The organism is Bradyrhizobium sp. LLZ17 (assembly GCF_041200145.1).
Classification (GTDB): Bacteria; Pseudomonadota; Alphaproteobacteria; order Rhizobiales; family Xanthobacteraceae; genus Bradyrhizobium.
Map to the genome: position 1 here is coordinate 6,513,791 of NZ_CP165734.1, position 19,906 is coordinate 6,533,696.

16 protein-coding genes and 2 pseudogenes are annotated in these 19,906 nt (G+C 64.3%); 10 read left to right on the forward strand and 8 right to left on the reverse strand.

The annotated features are described in order from the left end of the window. Positions 1-255 precede the first annotated feature (255 nt). Complete coding sequence (locus AB8Z38_RS31295; RefSeq protein ID WP_369721463.1) at positions 256-435, forward strand: YdcH family protein; 180 nt, start codon at positions 256-258, stop codon at positions 433-435. Positions 436-621: 186 nt separating this feature from the next. Here the strand turns inward: AB8Z38_RS31295 and AB8Z38_RS31300 are convergent. Continuing rightward, a pseudogene (locus AB8Z38_RS31300) lies at positions 622-1,649 on the reverse strand (NAD(P)/FAD-dependent oxidoreductase); the annotation flags it as partial. 200 nt (positions 1,650-1,849) lie between these two features. Between AB8Z38_RS31300 and AB8Z38_RS31305 the strand changes: the two are divergent. From AB8Z38_RS31305 to AB8Z38_RS31330, 6 genes and pseudogenes are all read left to right on the forward strand, one after another. Further along, positions 1,850-4,536, forward strand: a pseudogene (locus tag AB8Z38_RS31305) (EAL domain-containing protein). 38 nt (positions 4,537-4,574) lie between these two features. Beyond that, positions 4,575-6,053, forward strand: coding sequence for a glycerol-3-phosphate dehydrogenase (locus AB8Z38_RS31310; protein ID WP_369721464.1), 1,479 nt, complete (start codon positions 4,575-4,577; stop codon positions 6,051-6,053). A 51-nt stretch (positions 6,054-6,104) separates the two neighbouring features. Continuing rightward, the gene (locus AB8Z38_RS31315) at positions 6,105-7,277 is read left to right on the forward strand and encodes an ABC transporter ATP-binding protein (protein WP_369721465.1); all 1,173 of its coding nucleotides are present in this window, start codon (positions 6,105-6,107) and stop codon (positions 7,275-7,277) included. Then, complete coding sequence (locus AB8Z38_RS31320) at positions 7,274-8,185, forward strand: ABC transporter permease (protein ID WP_369721466.1); 912 nt, start codon at positions 7,274-7,276, stop codon at positions 8,183-8,185. Before AB8Z38_RS31315 ends, AB8Z38_RS31320 begins: the two co-directional genes overlap by 4 nt. A gap of 1 nt (position 8,186) precedes the next feature. After that, positions 8,187-9,014 carry an ABC transporter permease gene (locus AB8Z38_RS31325; RefSeq protein WP_369721467.1) on the forward strand — a complete coding sequence of 276 codons (828 nt, stop codon included), beginning with the start codon at positions 8,187-8,189 and terminating at the stop codon, positions 9,012-9,014. Next, a complete protein-coding gene (locus AB8Z38_RS31330) occupies positions 9,011-9,511 on the forward strand; it encodes a DUF6622 family protein (protein WP_369721468.1) in 501 nt (166 codons plus the stop codon). The genes AB8Z38_RS31325 and AB8Z38_RS31330 overlap by 4 nt, the downstream gene beginning before the upstream one ends. A gap of 53 nt (positions 9,512-9,564) precedes the next feature. Here AB8Z38_RS31330 and AB8Z38_RS31335 read toward each other — a convergent pair whose 3' ends face one another. From AB8Z38_RS31335 to AB8Z38_RS31350, 4 genes are all read right to left on the reverse strand, one after another. Further along, positions 9,565-10,416, reverse strand: a complete 852-nt coding sequence (locus AB8Z38_RS31335; RefSeq protein ID WP_369721469.1) for a carbohydrate ABC transporter permease — start codon at positions 10,414-10,416, stop codon at positions 9,565-9,567. Beyond that, complete coding sequence (locus AB8Z38_RS31340; protein WP_369721470.1) at positions 10,413-11,285, reverse strand: carbohydrate ABC transporter permease; 873 nt, start codon at positions 11,283-11,285, stop codon at positions 10,413-10,415. The genes AB8Z38_RS31335 and AB8Z38_RS31340 overlap by 4 nt, the downstream gene beginning before the upstream one ends. Positions 11,286-11,377: 92 nt before the next feature. Next, on the reverse strand, positions 11,378-12,763 hold the full coding sequence (locus tag AB8Z38_RS31345) for an ABC transporter substrate-binding protein (protein ID WP_369721471.1): 1,386 nt from the start codon (positions 12,761-12,763) through the stop codon (positions 11,378-11,380). A 196-nt stretch (positions 12,764-12,959) separates the two neighbouring features. Then, the gene (locus AB8Z38_RS31350) at positions 12,960-14,888 is read right to left on the reverse strand and encodes an AsmA family protein (protein ID WP_369721472.1); all 1,929 of its coding nucleotides are present in this window, start codon (positions 14,886-14,888) and stop codon (positions 12,960-12,962) included. Positions 14,889-15,172: 284 nt separating this feature from the next. Here AB8Z38_RS31350 and AB8Z38_RS31355 point away from each other — a divergent pair, with 284 nt between their 5' ends. The 3 genes from AB8Z38_RS31355 to AB8Z38_RS31365 are packed head-to-tail and all read left to right on the forward strand — an operon-like array spanning position 15,173 to position 17,204. After that, positions 15,173-15,880 (forward strand): CoA transferase subunit A, encoded by a 708-nt coding sequence (locus AB8Z38_RS31355; RefSeq protein WP_369721473.1) that lies wholly within the window; start codon positions 15,173-15,175, stop codon positions 15,878-15,880. A 15-nt stretch (positions 15,881-15,895) separates the two neighbouring features. Continuing rightward, on the forward strand, positions 15,896-16,546 hold the full coding sequence (locus tag AB8Z38_RS31360; RefSeq protein WP_369721474.1) for a CoA transferase subunit B: 651 nt from the start codon (positions 15,896-15,898) through the stop codon (positions 16,544-16,546). Between the two features lie 22 nt (positions 16,547-16,568). Then, a complete protein-coding gene (locus AB8Z38_RS31365) occupies positions 16,569-17,204 on the forward strand; it encodes a GNAT family N-acetyltransferase (RefSeq protein WP_369721475.1) in 636 nt (211 codons plus the stop codon). Between the two features lie 212 nt (positions 17,205-17,416). Here the strand turns inward: AB8Z38_RS31365 and AB8Z38_RS31370 are convergent, their stop codons facing one another. From AB8Z38_RS31370 to AB8Z38_RS31380, 3 genes are all read right to left on the reverse strand, one after another. Next, positions 17,417-18,292: a formylglycine-generating enzyme family protein gene (locus tag AB8Z38_RS31370; RefSeq protein WP_369721476.1), complete on the reverse strand. Its 876-nt coding sequence runs from the start codon at positions 18,290-18,292 to the stop codon at positions 17,417-17,419. 51 nt (positions 18,293-18,343) lie between these two features. Next, entirely contained in the window at positions 18,344-19,441 is a 1,098-nt protein-coding gene (gene nirK, locus AB8Z38_RS31375) for a copper-containing nitrite reductase (RefSeq protein WP_369721477.1), read from the reverse strand. Positions 19,442-19,571: 130 nt separating this feature from the next. Continuing rightward, positions 19,572-19,781, reverse strand: coding sequence for a hypothetical protein (locus tag AB8Z38_RS31380; RefSeq protein WP_369726653.1), 210 nt, complete (start codon positions 19,779-19,781; stop codon positions 19,572-19,574). Between the last annotated feature and the right edge of the window lie 125 nt (positions 19,782-19,906).

Below are 19,906 nucleotides of genomic sequence, written 5' to 3' on the forward strand. Positions count from 1 at the left end.
GGCGCGATCGCAAGCGATCTGGATCGCGGGCCACCGTTCTCTCGCAAGATATTTCGGTGATCGCTTAACCCGGTTCACGCAGGCGCATTGATATCATGGATTTTTCCCCGCGTGGTTCCTTACTCACGGTTCGTTACATATGAATTTTCAAAAATGACACTGCGACGACGGATACCCATCGACAGAACAGATCGGTGATGTACACTTCCTCGTCCGGATCAGATCCAAGGTTCACCCCTACCGAGGAGGTTTCGAATGACAATTCAGGCACATCTGGTTGAATTGGAACGGAAGCACAAAACTCTCGAAAACGAATTGCACGACGCTCTCGTGCACCTTTCAACAGACGACCTGCAAATTGTTGAGTTGAAGCGCCGGAAGTTGCTGGTCAAGGACCAGATCGAGCGATTGAAGCACAACGAGACGCTTCACTAGTAACCCCCGTAAACAGCGTAGAGTTTGATCGTACCCTTTCACGCGGGGATGGGAGCTTGTGCGCTCATCCCTGCCGAAGCTGCGCGTTGCGCAATCATGATTGCGCGGCGTTCAGAGGCCTGCGAGCGTGGCGACGTGCTCCGCGATCGCAAGCGATGACGTCAATCCCGGCGATTCGATGCCGAACAGGTTGATCAGGCCTTCGACGCCGTGGTCGGTCGGACCCTGCATCAGGAAATCCTGCGTGGCGACAGCCGGCGGCACGATCTTCGGGCGAATGCCTGAATAGCTCGGCATCAGCGCGCCGTCGGGCAGCGTCGGCCAGTATTTGCGGATCGCCGGATAGAAGCGCTCGGCCCGCGAGGGATCGACCGCATAGTCGATCGTCTCGATCCACTCCACGTCCGGCCCGAAACGGGCCTGCCCCGCCATATCCAGCGTCAGATGCACGCCGAGGCCGCCGGGCTCCGGCACCGGATAGATCAGGCGCGAGAACGGTGCCTTGGCGTTGCAGCTGAAGTAATTGCCCTTGGCAAGATAGGCCGGCGGAATCCGCTCCAGCGGCATGCCGTCGATGTGGCGCGCGACCGTCGTCGCCGAAAGCCCGGCGGCGTTGACGAGCAGGCCACATTGCAGCGTCATCGGCGCTTCGCCGCCGGCGTCGATCTCGATGATTCCGCCCGCTACCTTGGCGCGGATCAAGGGCGCGTGAAACGCAAAGGCCGCACCTGCTGCTTCGGCCTCGCCGCGCAGCGGAGCATGTAGGCATGGCTGTCGATGATGCCCGTCGACGGTGAGAGCAGGGCTGCGTCGCAGGCGAGCGCGGGCTCCAGCGCACGCGCCGCATCGCCCGAGAGCAGCTGCATATCGAGCACGCCATTGGCCTCGGCATGCGCCTTGATCGCTTGCAGCTTCTCGGTTTCGTTGGCGCTGGTCGCGACGATCAGCTTGCCGCAGTTCTTGTGCGGGATGCCGCGCTCGCCGCAATAGCGGTAGAGTGCGTGCTTGCCGCTGACGCACATGCGCGCCATCCAGCTGCCGGCGCGGTAGTAAATCCCGGCATGAATCACCTCGCTGTTGCGCGAGGAGGTCACGGTGCCGATGGCCTCGGCCTCCTCGAGCACGATTACCTCGCGCCCGGCCTGGGCCAGCTTGCGGGCCACCGCGAGCCCGATCACGCCGGCTCCGACGACGACGCAATCGACCCTATCCATGGTTGTGGAGGATTTTCGCTGAAGCCGGGGGAACTGATTTGCCCGGCAAACGTGCCGCGCGGCCGTTGTCCGTTAAGGAGGCATTTATCATGTCAGGGCAATTGCCGTATTCTGGGACACATTTTTCCGTTGGTCGCACAGGCGTTTACCCGATCCAAACCCGCGAAGCCAGACAATCCACGTTGAAACGCGGGTGGCTGATGGCTGAGAAGAACTGGCAGGCTGGCAGCACGATTGTGATTGCTGTGCAGGCCGTCGTGTGCCTGGGCACGGCGATCACGCCTGCGCGCGCCTTTGCGTCGTCCGAGCAATTTGCCCCGGCGGCCTATCTCGGCGGACTCGATCCCAGCCTGGTCTGGGAAGCCCTGATCGGCGGCGTTGTCGTGTGTTCGCTCCTGGCCGCTATCGCCCTGTGGATTCATTCCGCCTTGCGCCGGGCCAAGCGATCCCAGTTGCGGCGCAACGCCTTCGTCTCCTCCGCCATGAACAATCTCAACCAGGGCGTGATGATGACGGATGCGCAGCGGCGCATCATCTTCTGCAACGACCGCTATCTCGAGATCTACGGGCTGTCGCGGTCGGATCTCTGGGCCGACATGAACGGTTATGACATCCTGGATCTGCGGCGCAAGCGCGGGGTGGTTGGCGGTGTCTCCAACGACGAGTTTTACGAGAAGGCGGCAAGCCCCAACGGCCTGATCACCGAACTGCCGGACGGGCGGGCCATCCTGGTGAAACATTTCGTCCTGCCCAACGGCGGGACGGTGACGACGCATCTCGACGTCAGCGAGCAGCGCAGGCTGTCGCGGCAGCTCGCGTCCACCAAGCAGTTCCTGGAAACGGTGCTGGACCATGTGCCGGCCTGCGTCGCCGCCAAGACCATCGAGGATGGCCGCTATATCTTCGCCAATAGCGCCTATGAGCGGTTCTGGGGCTTCTCGCGGGACTACGTCGCCGGCAAGAACGCGCGCGAGCTTTTCGCGTCCAATTCGGCAGCCAGCATCGAGGCGACCGATCGCGCCGCGCTCGCGGCACCCGACGGCCAATATCGCAACGAGTTCGAGGTCGAGCAGAGTTCGGGGCGGCGCAGGGTTGCCTCGATCAGGATCGTGGTCCGCAACGAAAGCAACCAGCCTGAATTCCTGCTGCTCGTGTTCGAGGACATCACCGACCGGCAGTCGCTCTCGCAGGAGCTGGAGAGCACCAAGAAGTTCCTTGAGCTCGTGGTCGACAACATCCCCGTGGCGCTGATCGTGGAGCAGGTCAGGGACGGCCGCTATCTGCTCGCCAATCGCAGCGCGGAGACGATCCTCAACCGCAGGCGCGAGGAAGCCACCGGACTGACGGCGTCCGATATCTTCAATGCCAAGGAAGCGAAGCTGATCATCGCGCGCGACGAGGCCGCGATCAAGAAGCGCGGGATGGTCACCGAGGAGCATCCGATCTCCACAAAGGACGGCCTGCGGCTGTTCCTCACCCGCCGCGCGACCGTGCTGAGCGATGCCGGCGAGCCGCAATATCTGATCAAGACCCACGAGGACGTCACCGACCGGCGGCAGACCGAGTCGCGCATGGCCCATATGGCCTATCATGACGGCCTGACCGATCTGCCGAACCGGGCCGCTTTCCTTCAGGCGCTGACCCAGATGATCGAGGCCTGCGAGGGCACCGCCGAAGAGTTCGCCGTGCTCTGCGTCGATCTCGACGGCTTGAAGGAGGTCAACGACGTCTTCGGCCATGCGCTCGGCGACAAGCTCCTGGTCGAGGTGGCCCAGCGGCTCCAGGATGCCGCGCGCGGCGGCGTGGTGGCGCGCCTCTCCGGCGACGAGTTCGGCCTGATCATCGACGGCAAGCAGCCGGACGCGGGCCTCGCGCTGGCGCAGCAGCTTGGCGGCGCCGTCGCCCAGGAATTCCAGATCGACGGCCGCGCGGTGCGCGCCGGCCTTACCACGGGCATGTCGGTCTTCCCGCACAACGGCGCCGACGCCGCCTCGCTGCTCGCCAATGCGGGTGCCGCGCTGTTCCGCGCCAAGCAGAAATCACGCGGCACGATCAGCCTGTATCAGCCGGAGATGGACCAGCAGATCCGCGACCGGCGCGTGCTGCATCAGGATTTGTCGAAGGCAATCAAGAACGGCGAGCTGTCGCTCGCGTTCCAGCCGCAAGCCGTCGCGCGCCACAGCGTCGCCGAGAGCGAGATCATCGGTTTTGAAGCGCTGGCACGCTGGCAACATCCGGTTCGCGGCCAGGTCTCGCCGGCCGAGTTCATCCCGATCGCCGAGGAGAGTGGGCTGATCGTCGAGATGGGCGAGTGGATCTTGCGCCAGGTCTGCCGCGAGGCGGCGTCATGGCCGAAACCGCTCCAGATCGCGGTGAATTTGTCGCCCGCACAGTTCATGCACGGTGACGTGGTCGGGCTCGTCCACTCCATCCTGCTCGAGACCGGGCTTGCCCCCGGCCGGCTTGAGCTCGAAATCACCGAGGGCGTGCTGATCGAGGATTTTGACCGCGGCCTGGGTCTGCTGCGCCGGCTGAAGGCGCTCGGGGTCCGCATCTCCATGGACGATTTCGGCAGCGGCTACTCCTCGCTGAGCTATCTCCAGGCGTTCCCGTTCGACAAGATCAAGATCGACCGCGCCTTCATCATGAATCTCGGCCGCAATCCGCAATCGGCCGCGATCGTCCGCGCCGTGATCGATCTCGGCCATGGCCTCGACATGTCGATCATCGCCGAGGGCATCGAGACCATCGACCAGCTCGCCTTCCTCGCCAAGGAGGGCTGTGACGGCGTACAGGGTTATCTGCTCGGCAAGCCCTGCCGATCGGGCAATATGCCGGCCTGGTCGGGCGCGCTGAAACCGTGGAGCTCGCGCTCAAGACCGGCTAGTGATGAGGAGCGTCCTTTCGCTCCCTCTCGACGGTTTCATGGCGGATTACGATCTCGCGATCATCGGTGGCGGCCTCAACGGTGCCAGCCTCGCGCGCGATGCCGCGGGCCGCGGCCTGCGGGTCATTCTGATCGAGCAGGGCGATCTCGGCGGCGCGGCGTCCTCGGCGACGCCGCGGTTGATCCACGGCGATCTGTCGGTGCTGGAGCGGCGCGGCTTCTGGCGCGTGCGCCGGGCGCTCTCGGAGCGCCGGACCTGGCTTCGGATAGCGCCGCATCTGGTGCGGCCGATGCGTTTCGTGATCCCCGCCCATTCCGACGAACGTCCGCCCTGGCTGCTGCGTGCCGGCCTGTTCGTCTATGACAGCCTCGCCAAGCGGAGCGGTCTGCCGGCTTCGACCACGCTCGACATCACGCATCATCCGGTCGGCAATGCGCTGAAGCGTCCGTTCGGCATCGCCTTCGAATATTCGGATTGCGTGGTCGACGATTCCCGCCTGGTGGTGCTCACGGCGCTGGATGCCGCTGAGCGTGGCGCCGCGATCCGGACCGGGGCACGCTGCGTCCGCGCTGACAGGGCCGACATCTGGCGGCTCGCGGTGATTGATCGCGGCCACCGCCGGGTGATCACCGCGCGCGCGCTCGCCAATGCCACAGGCGGCTGGACCTCGATGGTCGCCGACACCGTGCTGCGGCAGCCGCAGCCATCCACGGCGGCCATGCAAATCAGCCAGATCGTCGTGCCGCGGTTGTTCGAAACCGACAACGTCTATGTCTTCCAGCACAGCGACGGGCAGCTGATCTTCGCGAGCCCCTTCGAGCGCGACTTCACGCTGATCGGCGCGATCACGCGCGCCTTTACGGGCGATCCAGCGATCGTCGCGATCCCGGGAGCCGACGTCACCTATCTCTGCGAGGTGGCGAGCCGCTACTTCCGGGAGCGTGTTGCCCCGACGGACGTCGTGCGAACGATCTCTGGCGTCAATTTGAGGCCGCCATCGGCGCCGCGGCGCGACGGGACAGCCCTGTTCGACGCGCGGCGGCGCAAGACGCCGCTGCTCACGATGTTCGGCGGCGACGTCACGACATCGCGCTTGCGCGCGGAGCGGGCGGTGACGAAGCTGACGCCGTTCTATCCGATGTCGCCCCCCTGGACCGCGGACGCTGCGCTGCCCGGCGGAGATTTTGCGTGGGATCGTTTCGAGAACGAGGTCGATCTCGCCCGCGACCGCTGGCGTTTTCTCTCGGAGGCGCAGGCCCAACGGCTCGTTGCCGCCTATGGCTCGCGATTGCCGGCGGTGCTCGGTGAAGCCAAGAGCCGCGACGATCTCGGCCCGGCCTTCGGTCCCGAGCTGACTGGTACCGAGGTGAAGTATCTCATGAGCCACGAATGGGCGCGCTTCCCGGACGATATTCTCTGGCGCCGCTCCAAACTCGGCCTGACCATGCCCGCAGCGGATCGCGACGCCTTGGCCGCGTTTATGGGGGATGTGAACGATCCGCCGCGAACCGGTTGAGCAAGGCCGATCCGCCGCTAGCGTGCGGCGGCATCGGGGTTGGCGGGGAACATGGCTGGAGAGTTGCCCAGAACAGAGCGCGCGGTCGCTTCGGCCGGCGGAGACGTGCATCCGGCGGCCGACCAGCCGCTGTTGCGGATCGAGGGCGTGGCGAAGACGTTCGGTTCGTTCCGTGCCGTTGACGGCGTCACGCTCGACATCAAGGCGGGCGAGTTCTTCGCGCTATTGGGGCCAAGCGGCTGCGGCAAGACCACGCTGCTTCGGATGCTCGCCGGCTTCGAGGCCCCGGACGAAGGGCGCATCCTGCTCGGCGGCAAGGACATTGCCCAGGCGCTGCCGCATCAGCGCCCGATCAACATGATGTTCCAGAACTATGCGCTGTTTCCGCACCTGTCGGTGCGTGACAACATCGCCTTTGGCCTCAAGCGCGCAGGCATGGCACGCGCTGATATCGCCACCCGCGTGGTGGAGATGGTCGCGCTGGTGAAGCTCGAAGGGCTGGAGAAGCGCAAGCCCGACCAACTCTCCGGCGGCCAGCGCCAGCGCGTCGCGTTAGCCCGCGCGCTGGCGCGCCGGCCGCAATTGTTGCTGCTCGACGAGCCGCTCGCAGCACTGGACAAGAAGCTGCGCGAGAGCACGCAAGGCGAGCTGATGGAGCTGCAGCGCCGGCTTGGCATGACCTTCATCATCGTCACCCACGACCAGGAAGAGGCGATGACGATGGCAAGCCGGATCGGCGTGATGAACGCCGGCAAGCTCGCCCAGGTCGCATCCCCGCGCGAACTCTACGAGGCGCCGCGCTCACGCTGGATCGCGGAGTTCGTCGGCGACATCAATCTTTTCGACGGTGAATTCAAGCTGCGCGATGGCCATCGCCTGGTCATTGCGACAAGCGATGCCGGCACGCTGGTCGCGGCCGAGCCGCGCGAGCCGATCGGCGAGGCAAAATTGTCGGTCGCGATCCGGCCCGAGAAGGTCAAGCTGTCGCGCCGCGGCCCGGTGAGCGAGGCCGGTCATGAAACAGCGATCAACCGGTTGGACGGCGTGGTCGCGGACATCTGCTATCTCGGCGGCACCACCACCTACAAGGTGAAGCTCGATTCCGGCGGAATGGTGCAGGCCGCGGTGGCCAACACTGCGCGCCTCGATGTCGATGCCTATAGCGTTGACCAGCACGTCGTGGCCTGGTTCACGCCCGACGACTGCGTGGTGCTGGAACGATGAGCACCCGCCGCATCTTCGCCCGCCCGGCGCGTTTCGCTGCGATCGCGCCTTACGTCTGGATGGTGCTGTTCTTCCTGGTGCCGTTCGGCTTCGTGCTGAAGATCAGCCTGTCGCAGACCGCGATCGCGCAGCCGCCTTACGAGCCGGTGTTCGACCTGACGGCGGGATGGGCGGCCATCAAGCTCGCCTTGGCCGCGCTCGGGATCGACAATTTCAAGCTGCTCGCCTCCGACGACATCTATGTATTCGCCTATCTGCGCAGCCTCACCGTCGCCATCACGGCCACCTCATTGCTGCTGCTGATCGGCTACCCCATCGCTTACGGCATGGCGCGGTTGCCGCGGCGGTGGCAGGCGGTGGCGATGGTGCTGGTGATCGTGCCGTTCTGGACCTCGTTCCTGATCCGTATCTATGCCTGGATCAACATCCTCCAGCACGATGGCCTGCTCAATCAGGTCCTGCTGGCGCTGCATCTCGTCAGCCAGCCGGTGGTGTGGTTGTCCACTGACACGGCGATGTATCTCGGCATCGTCTATTCCTACCTGCCGTTCATGATCCTGCCGCTCTACGCCACGCTTGCCAGGATGGAGCCGGTGCTGGAGGAGGCGGCCTCCGATCTCGGTGCCCCGCCGTGGCAAGTGTTCTGGCTCGTGACGTTTCCGCTCTCGCTGCCGGGAGTCGGGGCCGGCGTGCTGCTGTGCTTTATCCCGATCGTCGGCGAGTTCGTTATTCCGGACCTGCTTGCCGGCTCCAACTCGCTGATGATCGGCCAGACGTTATGGCTTGAATTCTTCACCAACAAGGATTGGCCGGTCGCCTCCGCGGCGGCAATCGTGCTGCTCGTGGTGCTGCTGTTGCCGCTTCTGCTCTACGAGCGGCTGCAGCGGCGGCAGCTGGAGGAGCGGTGAGATGCAAAACCTCTCTCGCCTGTCCCGCTTCAATATCGCCTCGCTGGCGCTGGGGCTGGCGTTTCTCTATCTGCCGATCGTCATTCTCGTCATCTATTCCTTTAACGCCTCGCGGCTGGTGACGGTGTGGGGCGGCTGGTCGCTGCGCTGGTATCACGAGTTCTTCAACGACCGCGCCATGATCGAGGCCTCCTGGATGAGCCTGCGGGTCGCGGTCTCTTCGGCAAGCATCGCGACCCTGCTCGGCACGCTGGCTGCGGTGGCGCTGTCGCGCGGCGAACGCTTCCGCGGTCGCACGCTGTTCTCGGGCATGCTCTATGCGCCGCTGGTGATGCCGGAGGTCATTTCCGGACTGTCGCTGCTGCTGTTGTTCGTGGCGCTGAACGCCGAGCGCGGCTTCTGGACGGTGACGATCGCCCACACCACGCTGACCATGTGTTTCGTCGCGGTGGTCGTGCAATCCCGCCTCGGTTCGCTCGACCGGTCGTTGGAGGAAGCGGCGATGGACCTCGGCTGCGATCCGGTCCGCGCCTTCCTGTCCGTGACACTGCCGCTGATCGCGCCCGCAATCATCGCCGGATGGATGCTGGCGTTCACGCTGTCGCTCGACGATCTCGTGATCGCAAGCTTTACCACGGGTCCCGGCTCCGCGACGTTGCCGATCCGGATCTATTCGGAGGTGCGGCTTGGTGTGAAGCCCGAGATCAACGCGATCTGCACGTTGGTGATCGGCCTGATCGCATTGGTCATCGTCCTCGCCTCGCTTGCCTCGAAACTATCGAGCTCGCAGGGCGAGCGCAGCACCGCTCTAGCGAGGGACTTGTCATGATCTTCGCCTATCAGATCCTGATCCACACCCCGCTCTGGGTCTGGATCCTGCTCGCCTATCTGGTCTGGCAGGGCATCCAGTCGATGCAGCCGCGCAAGGTGCCGATCTGGCGCGCGCTGATTCTGCCAGTCGTCTTCATCGCCTGGGGTCTTTCGCGGCTCGGTTTTGGACACCAGGACGGCCAATGGCGGCTCGTCGCGTGGATCGGGGCGGCGCTCGTGCTGTTTCCAATCGGCGTGCTGACGCCGCGTCCGTTCGACGTCGATCACAAGACGGGAGAGATCATCCGTCCGGGCAGCGTGTTCGGCCTGATCCGCAATCTGGTTGTGTTCGCCCTGCAGTACACGGTCAGTGTCATCTCGGCGATCGACGCCGGCGATCGTGTACTTGCGATCATCGTCGGCCGCGCCATTTCGGGCGCGACCGCCGGCTACTTCATCGGCTCGGCGGTTGCGCTCCTGCTCGCCTATCGCAGGAAGCGCGCAGCCGATAGTTGAAGGTTGGGCATGGTCTATTCGGAAAACCGCTTCACAGTTTTCCGGACCATGCGTCAGGACTTCACCGCACCCGCTGTCAGCCCGCCCACCATGTAGCGGCGGAAGGCGTAGTAGATCGCGGCTGGGGGCAGCGCGTAGATGAACCCGGTCGTCATCAACAGCTCCCACGGCGAATCGTCGGCGGCGAGGAAGTTGCCGAGTGCGACGGGAAGCGTGATGTCCTGGTCGTTCGACAGCAGCAGGAAGGCGTAGAGATATTCGTTCCAGGCGAGCAGCACCGCGTAGGTGCCGATCGCGACCAGAGAGGGCATCATCAGCGGCAGATAGACCAGACGAAAGATCTGCAGCGTCGTGGCGCCGTCCATGACCGCGGCCTCGTCGAGCTCGACCGGCAGCTTGTCGGAGGCCTGCTTCAGCACCCAGATCGCGTAGGGCGATGCGATCGTCACCATGGCGAGGATCAGCGCCCAGTGGTTGTTGAGCAAGCCGTAATTGCCCATGGTGCGGTACATCGGCACGGCGAGGAACGCCGCGGGGATGAAATAGGTGAACAGCGCCAGGTTCATCACGATGCGCCCGCCGGGCACGCGCAGCCGCGAGATCGAGAACGCCGCAGCGGTGGCGATCAACAATGTCAGCGCGCCGACGGCGGCCGCGATCACCAGCGAATTCCAGAACTGCACGTAGAAGTCGCGCAGGAAGTAGTGCTGCTGCTTGAATACGATTTCGAAATTATGCAGCGTCGGATGGTCCGGCCACAGCTTGCCCGAGAACGCGTCCTCCTTGGGCGAGATCGCGAACAGGAACATGTGGTAGATCGGGATCATCGTCCAGATGAAGACGGGAATGCCGATCAGCAGCAACCGCGCTTCGGTCGCGACTTCACGCAAGGTAGGGAGCTTCATCGCGACAACCGTTTCATCATGAAGTACATCAGCGGCAGGACGAACGGTATCGCGCAGACGATGGAGGCCATCGCGAGCGAGAGCTCGTCGAGCCGGAGATAGCGGATGCCGAGGGTCGAGAGCACGTGGGTGAGGTCGGCCGGGCCGCCGCCGGTGAGCAGGTAGACGCTGTTGAAGTCGCCGAGCGTCCAGATCATCGAGAGCAGCGTGCAGGTGATGTAGAGCGTCTGCAGCGACGGCCATGTGATGTAGCGGAATTTCTGCCACCAGCTCGCGCCGTCGACTTCGGCGGCTTCGAACAGATCATGCGCGATCGCAAGCCGGCCGGTCATCAGGATCAGCGTCCAGAACGGCAGCGACTTCCAGATGTGCACGCCAATCGCCATGGTCAGCGCGACCGTCGGGTCGTTCAGCCAGTTCGGGCCGTCGTCGCCGGTTAAAGAGAAGATGAGGTGGTTGATCACGCCCCATTCGGGATTGAGCATGAAACGCACCGACAGGATGGTCGGGATCGACGGCACCGCCCACGGCAGGATGAAGATCACCGAGAGCCATCTGATCCAGGTGCGCTGCTGCGCGAAGAAGCCGGACAGGAACAGCGCGATCAGCATCTTGATGTTGATGCCGATGACCAGGAAAATCAGCGTGTTGACCGCGGCGCGCGCGAAGATCGGATCGTTGTAGAGCGCGACATAGTTGGACGGAGCGCGCGCCAGCCAAAGCCCGTAGCAGACGGGATAGACGACGAAGGCAAGGAAAACGAGCAGATAGGGTACGACCAGCACGATCCCCCAGACCTGCGCCGGGGTCAGCCGCGACGACAGAGGCGGCGCGGGAAGTGCCTGATCGCTGGAGAGCGTAATCGCCATACTTTCGAACTCTTCAAACGAGTGCCGGCCGCGAATGCGGCCGGCGTTGTTTTAACACCTCTCCCCACCACGTGGGGAGAGGCAAGGATGGTTTAGCCCGCGACCTGCTTGATGCGGGCGATCAGTTCGTCCACGGCCTTGTCGACCGGAACCTTCTCGCTCACGACCCGGTTCATCGCCTTGGCCCACACGTTCTCGTTGTTGAGGATGGTGAACTTCCAGTTCTTGGTGAAGTCGAACGGCGCGGTGCCGCCGGTGAACTGAGCGTAAACCGCCTTGCGATGCCTGTCGGCCTGCCAGAACGGGCTCTCCTGGCTCGCCTTGGTCACCGGGAACCAGCGGCCGAGCGCACCCTCGATATAGGGACGGACGTTCTCTTCCTGAAGCAGGAAGCTGATGAACTGCTTGGCCTCCGGCTTGTTCTTGGCCGCGGTGAAGATCAGCCCGGTCTTGACGTCGGAGCGATAGCGGATGGTCGAACCGTCGGGTGCCTTCGGGAACGACGCGGTGATGATGTCCTCGCCATAAGCCTTCCTGCCGGCTTCGCGCTGCTCAGGCGTGAGCGCCTGATTCTGCGAGTCCTCGTACCATTTCGCCGCGATCGAGATCGTGAAATTGTGGGTCATCACGATCGTCTTGTTGTGGAAGGCGACGTTGTTGTCGGGATCCTTCCAGGTCGTCGAGGAGGGCGGCGTGCAGCCCTTGATATAGGTGTCGGTGTAGTCCTTCATCGCCTTGATCAGGCCGTCGCGGACCTTGGGATCGTCCACCGTGAGCTTGCCGTTGTCGTCGACCAGCTTGACGTGGTAGGCGTCCATGAAGGTGTAGAAAGATTGGAAGGAGTCGGTGGATTCCACGCCCATCGGCTGCCCGACCGCATAGATCCGCTGGCCGGTGGCCTTGCGGATCGCCGGCTGGACCTTGTCGCACCAGAAGGTCCAGTAGCCTTCCCAATCGTTCGGGATGTCGCTCTGCTTGAAGCCGGCCTTTTCCAGCATGTCTTTCCAGATCTGGACGTGCATGCTCTGCTGCTTCAGCGGGAAGCCGTAATAGGCCTTCTTCTTGGCGACGTCGTTATAGAGCTTCGAGGCCTCCAGCGTGTTCGGCGCGAACCTGTCCTGGATCGGCTCCATGACGTCAGTGAGGTCCTCGAGCTTGCCCTCATAGGCCCATTTGCCCTGCGCCTGAACGTCGTAAGTGTCGGAATAGGCGACGTCGGGCACGGTTCCGGCATCGAGCGCCGCCACCGTTTTCGGAATCATGTCCTGGATCGCGTACTGCGACAATTCGACCTTGATGCCGGTCTTTGCTTCGAACTTCTTGATCGTATCGAGCAGCGCGTCGTCTTCGGACCGGTAGAAGCCCTTGCCCCACCAGACCGTAATCGTCTTTTGCTGCGCAAATGCGGGTGCAGCGGCTGCAAACAGCCCCACCGCAGCGACCGCCAGTGTAACCGCGCCAATAACCTTGGATTTCACGTTTTTCTCCCTCAAGCCGCCGGTGTTTTAACCGGTCGGATAAAACACTAGCCCATGGTCGCTATCCGATCTAGCGGCATGTTGTCAGACATAGGTCGTGGGGGGCGCGGGCGCGAAGGGATGCTTAACGCGCGCATCGATGCAATCGCGGCATCAATTCGCCCGGATCATTTCGCGCGATTGGGGGCCACCGTCGTTAGTTCGACTTGGCGTTTCCCTTGGCGTTCTCCGCCGTCGGCGATCCGTCCGGCGCGGGGCGTTTGCCGGCGCCGGTAATGCGCTCGATCGCGGAGCGCACGGCATCGCCCGCCTTGCGGTCCTTCAGCATATCGAGCAGCGGAGCCGAGGCCGGCGAGCGGCGGATCAGGCTTTCCGGATCGGGGAAGATCAGGGGATCGTCCCAGGGGCCCTGCACCACGAACGGCAATTCGAAGCCGGACGCGGTGTTGAGGCTCGCCACGCCCTTCATGTCGTATTCGCGCGTCGGCACCGACGCGGTGCCGGTCATCGTGATCTTGGCCGCGGGGCCTTCGATGCGGATGTCCTCGGCGGTCGCGATGCCGTCGGCGAATTTCACCGCGACGGTGAGATTGTCGTAAGGCGTCGAGCCGTTGCGGAAATTGCCGCCGCCCGACAGCGGCCGGCGCTCCAGCCGTTTCAGCAGTTGCTCGGCATTGAAGCCGGCGATCGCGCCGTCGTGCCCGGTCACGCTCGCGCTGCCGTCGAGCGACTGCACGAGGCCGAACGGGCTCGAGCCGGAGGCGACGAGGGAGACGCTGATATTGCCGCGGCCGGACAGCTTGTTGATCCCGAACAGCTCCGAGGTGCAGGCCTGCAGGTCGACGTCGGTGAACTGGAATTGCGCCTTGACGTCCGCGACGGTGTCGGTGCGTGCGATCCCGAACGAGCCCTTGGCAATGCCGCCATAGACCTGTGCCTCGCCGACCGAAAGTGCCAGCGTGCCGTTGCGCAGATTGGCGCCGATCGCGGTGCGGCCGAGTTTCGATGGTCCGACCGTCAGCCGCGCCGCCGACAGGCGCATGTCGAGATCGGTGGTCGACAGGGCATTGAGATCGAACAATTGCCTGTTCCAGTCACGAGCGCCGCTCGCGAGCAGGCGGAAGGTCGAGATGTAAGGGGTGAAATCGAGCGCGTCGGCGGCGAGCGTCGCCTGCAGCGTCTGCCGGCCGTTATTGGCGTAGGTCATCACGCCCTCGGCGGTGTTGCCGTCGAGCTCGACATTGACGTTGGTGAGCGCGATCGAGGCGCCTACCACATTGGCGCGCGCCTTCAGCGCAAAGCGGCCGAAGCCGCCGCTGCCGGGTTGCGGCTGGCCGGTCCAGCGCAGCGCGTTGCGCAAGGACGGGCTGTCGATGGTGAGCGTGCCTTCCATCATCGGGCTGGTGCGGTTGGCGACGCTGCCGTCGAAGGCGAGCTTGAGCGGGGCGCTGGTAACCCGCGCCTTCAGTCCGGAGCGGTCGCCGGAGAGGGCCGCGACGAAATCGGCAAAGCTGATCGAGCCGTCGACGCGCTCGCCGCGCCAGTCGAACTGTCCGGTCGCGGCAAAGGAGCGCGAGATCGAGGGCCAGGCCAGCGACAGGTCGATGTCGTCGAGCTGCTCGGTGGCATGCGTGGCCGCGTCTTCATAATTGAGCACGCCGTCCTGGATCCTGATCTCGGAGAACGAGACCTGGTTCTCGGCCCCCGGCTTCATCGTGCGCGCAATGGTCTGGATGAAGGGCGTCCAGTTGCTCTCGCCGTCCGGCTTGAGGCTGACATGGATCTGCGGGCGCAGCATCGTCAGGTCCGCGATCTCGAAGCGTTGCAGCAGCAGCGGCAGCAGCCGCAGATTGGCCGTGAGCACGTCGACATGGAGCGCAGGATCGCTGGTGCCGCCGCCCTTCAGCCCGACATCGTGGAACGAGATGTAACTTGCGGGAAGAATCGAAATATCGATCGCGCCCGCGACGGTGAGCTCGAGCCCGGTGACATTGCGGATCTGGGTTTCCACCGCCTTGCGCAACGCGTCGCGGTTGATCAGCCAGGAGGTCGCGATCAGGGCGATCAGCACGACACCGAGCAGCGCCGCGATCGGCGTCCCGAGGCGCTTTATTCCTTGGGCCATGGTCAATGGCATGTCCTGATCGGGTTGGTCGCGGGGGCCAGAGGGGGCGGGCGGGAAACCTGCGCGCCCCACGCCCAAGTCCTGTTGTGTTAAGTCCCGCAACTTGATGGGTTTTCTTGTCGCTTTCAAGGCCGCCGACGGTTCTGCCCACGGCGTGGGCAGCTTGTATCACTCGCCCGCGGACCGGAGAACCCCGTATCATTGACGGCTTCGGACGATTTCGCCTAATAATCGCCGCCAACAAGGCGCGACGCCAGCCGCAGATTTAAGTCGAGGGTTTTTGCATGAACAAGGTCTATCCCGACGCCAAATCGGCGCTCGAGGGCGTTCTCAAGGACGGCATGATGATCATGTCGGGTGGCTTCGGCCTCTGCGGCATCGCCGAGACGCTCTCGGACGCGATCCGCGATTCCGGCGTGAAGGGCCTGACCGTGGTCTCCAACAATGCCGGCGTCGACGGCATCGGCCTCAGCCGTCTGCTGGAAACCCGCCAGATCAAGAAGATGATCTCGTCCTATGTCGGCGAGAACAAGCTGTTCGCCCAGCAATTCCTCGCCGGTGAGCTGGAACTCGAATTCAATCCGCAGGGCACGCTGGCCGAGCGCATCCGCGCCGGCGGCGCCGGGATCCCCGCCTTCTACACCAAGACCGGTGTCGGCACGCTGATCGCTGAAGGCAAGGAAGTGAAGGAATTCGACGGCGAGAAATATCTGATGGAGCGCGGCCTGTTCGCCGACCTCGCCATCGTGCACGCCTGGAAGGGCGATACCGCCGGCAACCTGATCTACCGCAAGACCGCGCGCAACTTCAACCCGATGATGGCGACCGCCGCCAAGGTCACGGCGGCCGAGGTCGAGCATCTGGTTCCGGCCGGTGAACTCAATCCCGACCACATCCATACGCCCGGCATTTTCGTCAAGCGCATCGTCGAGGTCGGAACGGCCCAGAAGCGCATCGAATTCCGCAACACCCGCCCGCGCACGGCAGCTTGAGATCAGGAGAACCACATGGCCTGGACCCGTGAACAGATGGCTGCGCGCGCTGCGAAGGAATTGCGCGACGGCTATTACGTCAATCTCGGCATCGGCATCCCGACGCTGGTCTCGAACTACATCCCGGACGGCGTCGACGTCAGCCTCCAGAGCGAGAACGGCATGCTCGGCATGGGGCCGTTCCCCTACGAGGGCGAAGAAGACGCGGACCTCATCAACGCCGGCAAGCAGACCGTGAGCGAGCTGCCGTCGACCTCGTATTTCTCCAGCGCGGATTCCTTCGGGATGATCCGCGGCGGCCACATGGACCTGTCGATCCTCGGTGCCATGCAGGTCGCCCAGAACGGCGATCTCGCCAACTGGATGATCCCCGGCAAGATGGTCAAGGGCATGGGCGGTGCGATGGACCTCGTCGCCGGCGTCAAGCGCGTCGTCGTGGTGATGGAGCATTCGGCCAAGGACGGCCCAAAACTCCTGAAGCAATGCAACCTGCCGCTGACCGGCGAGCGCGTCGTCGACATGATCGTCACCGATCTCGCGGTCTTCACCATCGACAAGCACGGCGACGGCGGCATGGCGCTGATCGAGCTCGCCGACGGCGTCACGCTCGACGAGGTCAAGGCCAAGACCGAAGCTGAGTTCCGCGTCGCGCTGAAGAATACGTAAGGTCGTCGTTGGGGAGGCGCGCATGACGATAAGGTCAGCGCGTCCCGAAGACGCTGAGTTCATCGCACAAACCATTCTGTCGGGGCAGCGCGGTTATCGGTCGCGCGGCTGGTTCGATGTCGCGCTCGGCTGGCCTGAGGCTGAGTGCCGCGATTTCATCGCGCGCACCGCGGTCGCGCGCGTGGTGTCGATGTGGCACGTCTCGCAATTCCTCGTCGCCGAGATCGATGGCAAGCCTGCGGCGGCATTGTGCGCGCTGCCGGCGGCCGGCACGGGACCTGCGGCCTGGCGCGCGATCGAGGAGGTCGCGGCAACGACCGGCCTTGCTGAGTCAGAGCTGAACGCCATCCGCCGGCGCGGCATGTACACGCGTGCCTGCTGGGTTCAGGGCGGCGAGGGCGACTGGATGATCGAGCATGTCGCAACCGATGCTGCTCATCGCGGCCGCGGCCTGGTCCAGGCGCTGATCGCGCATGCGCTGGAGAAGGGGCGGGCGGCCGGCTTTGCCCGCGCGACGATATCGTTTCTGATCGGCAACGAGTCCGCCGAGCGCGCCTATGCCAAGGCCGGTTTTACCTTCGCCGAAGAGAAGCGTGATCCCGCCTTCGAAGCGATCATCGGCGCGCCCGGCTTCCGAATGTTTGCGCGCGCGATTTGACGAGCAGCACGAGCGGTGACGGTTAAGCGCGAACGCGTGCTCCAATCTCGTCATTGCGAGGAGCTCTTGCGACGAAGCAATCCAGGCTGTCTCCAGGGATACATCTGGATTGCTTCCGCCTTCGCCAAGGCTTCGGCGGACAAGTCGCTGCGCTCGCAATGACGGCGTATGAGGCGCGGCCGCGGCTCCTCGCATCCGCGTGCCAAGACTCACTACGACCTCGCCCACACCTTGCTCCACCGCGCCGACACGCTCGCCACCCACGACGGCTCGTCTCGCACCAGGCGGAAGCCGAGATTGGCGGGCGGCACGCCTTGGGCGCAGCCGCCGGCGCGGGCGTCGCGGATGAAATCCGTGACGTAGGCGCGGTGCGCGCCTTCGGCGACGCGCACACCGCAGTTCACAGTCGGGCGGCCGGCATTGCCGGCGTCGTCGACGCGCGAGCGCACGAAGCAGGTCGAGGTCCATTCCCAGACATTGCCGGCGAGATCTTCGATGCCATGCTCGTTCACGCCGAACTTGCCGAACGGATAGGCCATGGTGTCGGAGAGGTCGCGTTCGGATTCGCGTTCATAGCGGCTGATCCAGCGCTTTGCCGGATCGCTGGCGTCGACCGGTGATCCGTCGTCCTTGAACCTGCTGCCCGCCGCAAAGGCCCACTCCGTGTCGCTCGGCAGGCGATAGTGCTGCCCGGTCTTGCGTGACAGCCAGTCCGCATAGGTCTGCGCATCGTGCCAGTTCACTTGCACCGCGGGGCGGTCGGGCGCGACCACCACGCCGCGATCGAGTGCGCGGCAGACGCCATCCTGCACGCAGAGCTGAAAGGCGGATGACGAAACCTGATGCCGCATGATGTGAAGCGGCCGGTCGAACCGCATCGCGCGCAGCGGCGTTTCGGCCTGCTGTCCGGAGCGCGTGAAATCGCCGGCCTCACGGTAGGAGAAATCGCCCGGCGCGATCTCGATGATGGCGGGTTCGGTCGCGGTGCCGCGGATCGCCACGTCCGACACGAGCGGCGCGACCGCAAACGGTCCTGCAAGTCCGGCCGCACAGGCCAGTGCCAACTTCAGCTTGAATGCGATCAGCATGGTCGTCCCCTGAAAGACGAAGGGGCCGGGATCCCCGGCCCCTCGTCGCGTTTAGTTGGTGTTGGCGGCCGGTATCTCCGCCGGCGCCTTCACCTGGGTCATCAGATCGTCGTTCCAGGTGCCCTCGACCTTGAAGTGCGCCGTGGCGCCGAGATCAGCGGCCTCGATCAGATTATGCGTGACATAGGCGTAGATGCCGGGTTGCAGGAATTTGTACATCGCCGCCCCCGCCGAGCCGCCACGGATGAACCAGGTCTCGAGCCCGGTCTCCGGTGCGTTGGAGAATTTCCCGGTCTCCCAGACATAGTCGCCATGGCCGCCGATCAGATGCGGACGGCTGTCGCGGTTGGCCTGCGAATGCACGATCAGCACGTTCTCGCCAACCTTGGCGGTCAGCGCGTTCTTGCCCGTCAGCGCGCCGACCTTGCCGTTGAACACGACATGCGAGGGGATCAGCTTCTTCATCACCTCTTCGGTGTCGGTGAAGGCCTCGCCCGGCAGATCGTAGGATTTGAAATTGCCCTTCTCGTCGCGCGGCACATACATGTCCTGCTCGCCGACATAATACACCTTGTCGTATTTCAGCGCGTGGCCCTTGCCGTCGTTGAGACCCTCGCGCGGCAACACCATCACGGCGCCGTTCATGCCGGAGACGACGTGCCAGGGGATCATCGGGCCGCCCGGCGCGCAATGGTAGACGAACACGCCGGTCCGCGTCGCCTTCCAGCGCAGCACGACTTCTTCGCCGGGATTGACCAGCGTGAGCTCGGCGCCGCCGAGCCCGCCGGTGGCGGAGTGGAAGTCGATGTTGTGCGGCATCGAGTTGGTCGCCGGATTGACCAGTGTCAGCTCGACATAGTCACCCTCGTGCACGACCATCAGCGGGCCCGGCATGGAGCCGTTGAAGGTCATGGCCTGAAAGGTCGTGCCCTTCTCGTCGATGACGACCTTCTTCTCCTGCACGGTGAGCTTGAACTCCATGATCTTCGGCCCCTGCGTCGTGGCCTGCTCATGCGCGTGCACGAACGGCGGGGCGACCAGCTCGACCTTCTGCCGCGGCAGCTTGAGATCGCCGGCGGCGAAGGCGGGGGTCGCCAGCATGAGGGCGGTCGCGGCGGCACTGATCAATGCGGCTCTGCGGGTGAACATCGGAAGCATCCTTCATCTGAAATGGTTTTGATGACGAGATGCAGTGTGCGCCGTTCCCCGCAACAGCGTTTGCGCTGCGACAAACTTTCGCCGGATTGGCTCCGGTGAAGATGTCTCGGGGAGATATCGACTAGAGCAGCCTTATGGCAAGCCAGACCGTGCCCCAGACCGCCAGCGACAACGCGGCAAACACCGCGGCTGCGATGGCGAGGGCGCGCAGCAGGCGGCCGGCGGCGCGGGTCGAGGGTGTCGCGGGGACAGGGCGAAAATCGTCGAAGCGCGGGATTTGGCCGCGCACGCCGGTGAGCCGGAGAAGGAGATCGAGCGCGAACGGCGCCATCGGGGGCAGCTCCAGGGGCATATGGCTGAAATCCACCATGGCCCGAATCCGGCGCGGGGACTTTGAGCGAGCGCAAGGCCGCTACCATAAATCCGCGTTAGCTCAATCCGTTCCGGGACTCGCCG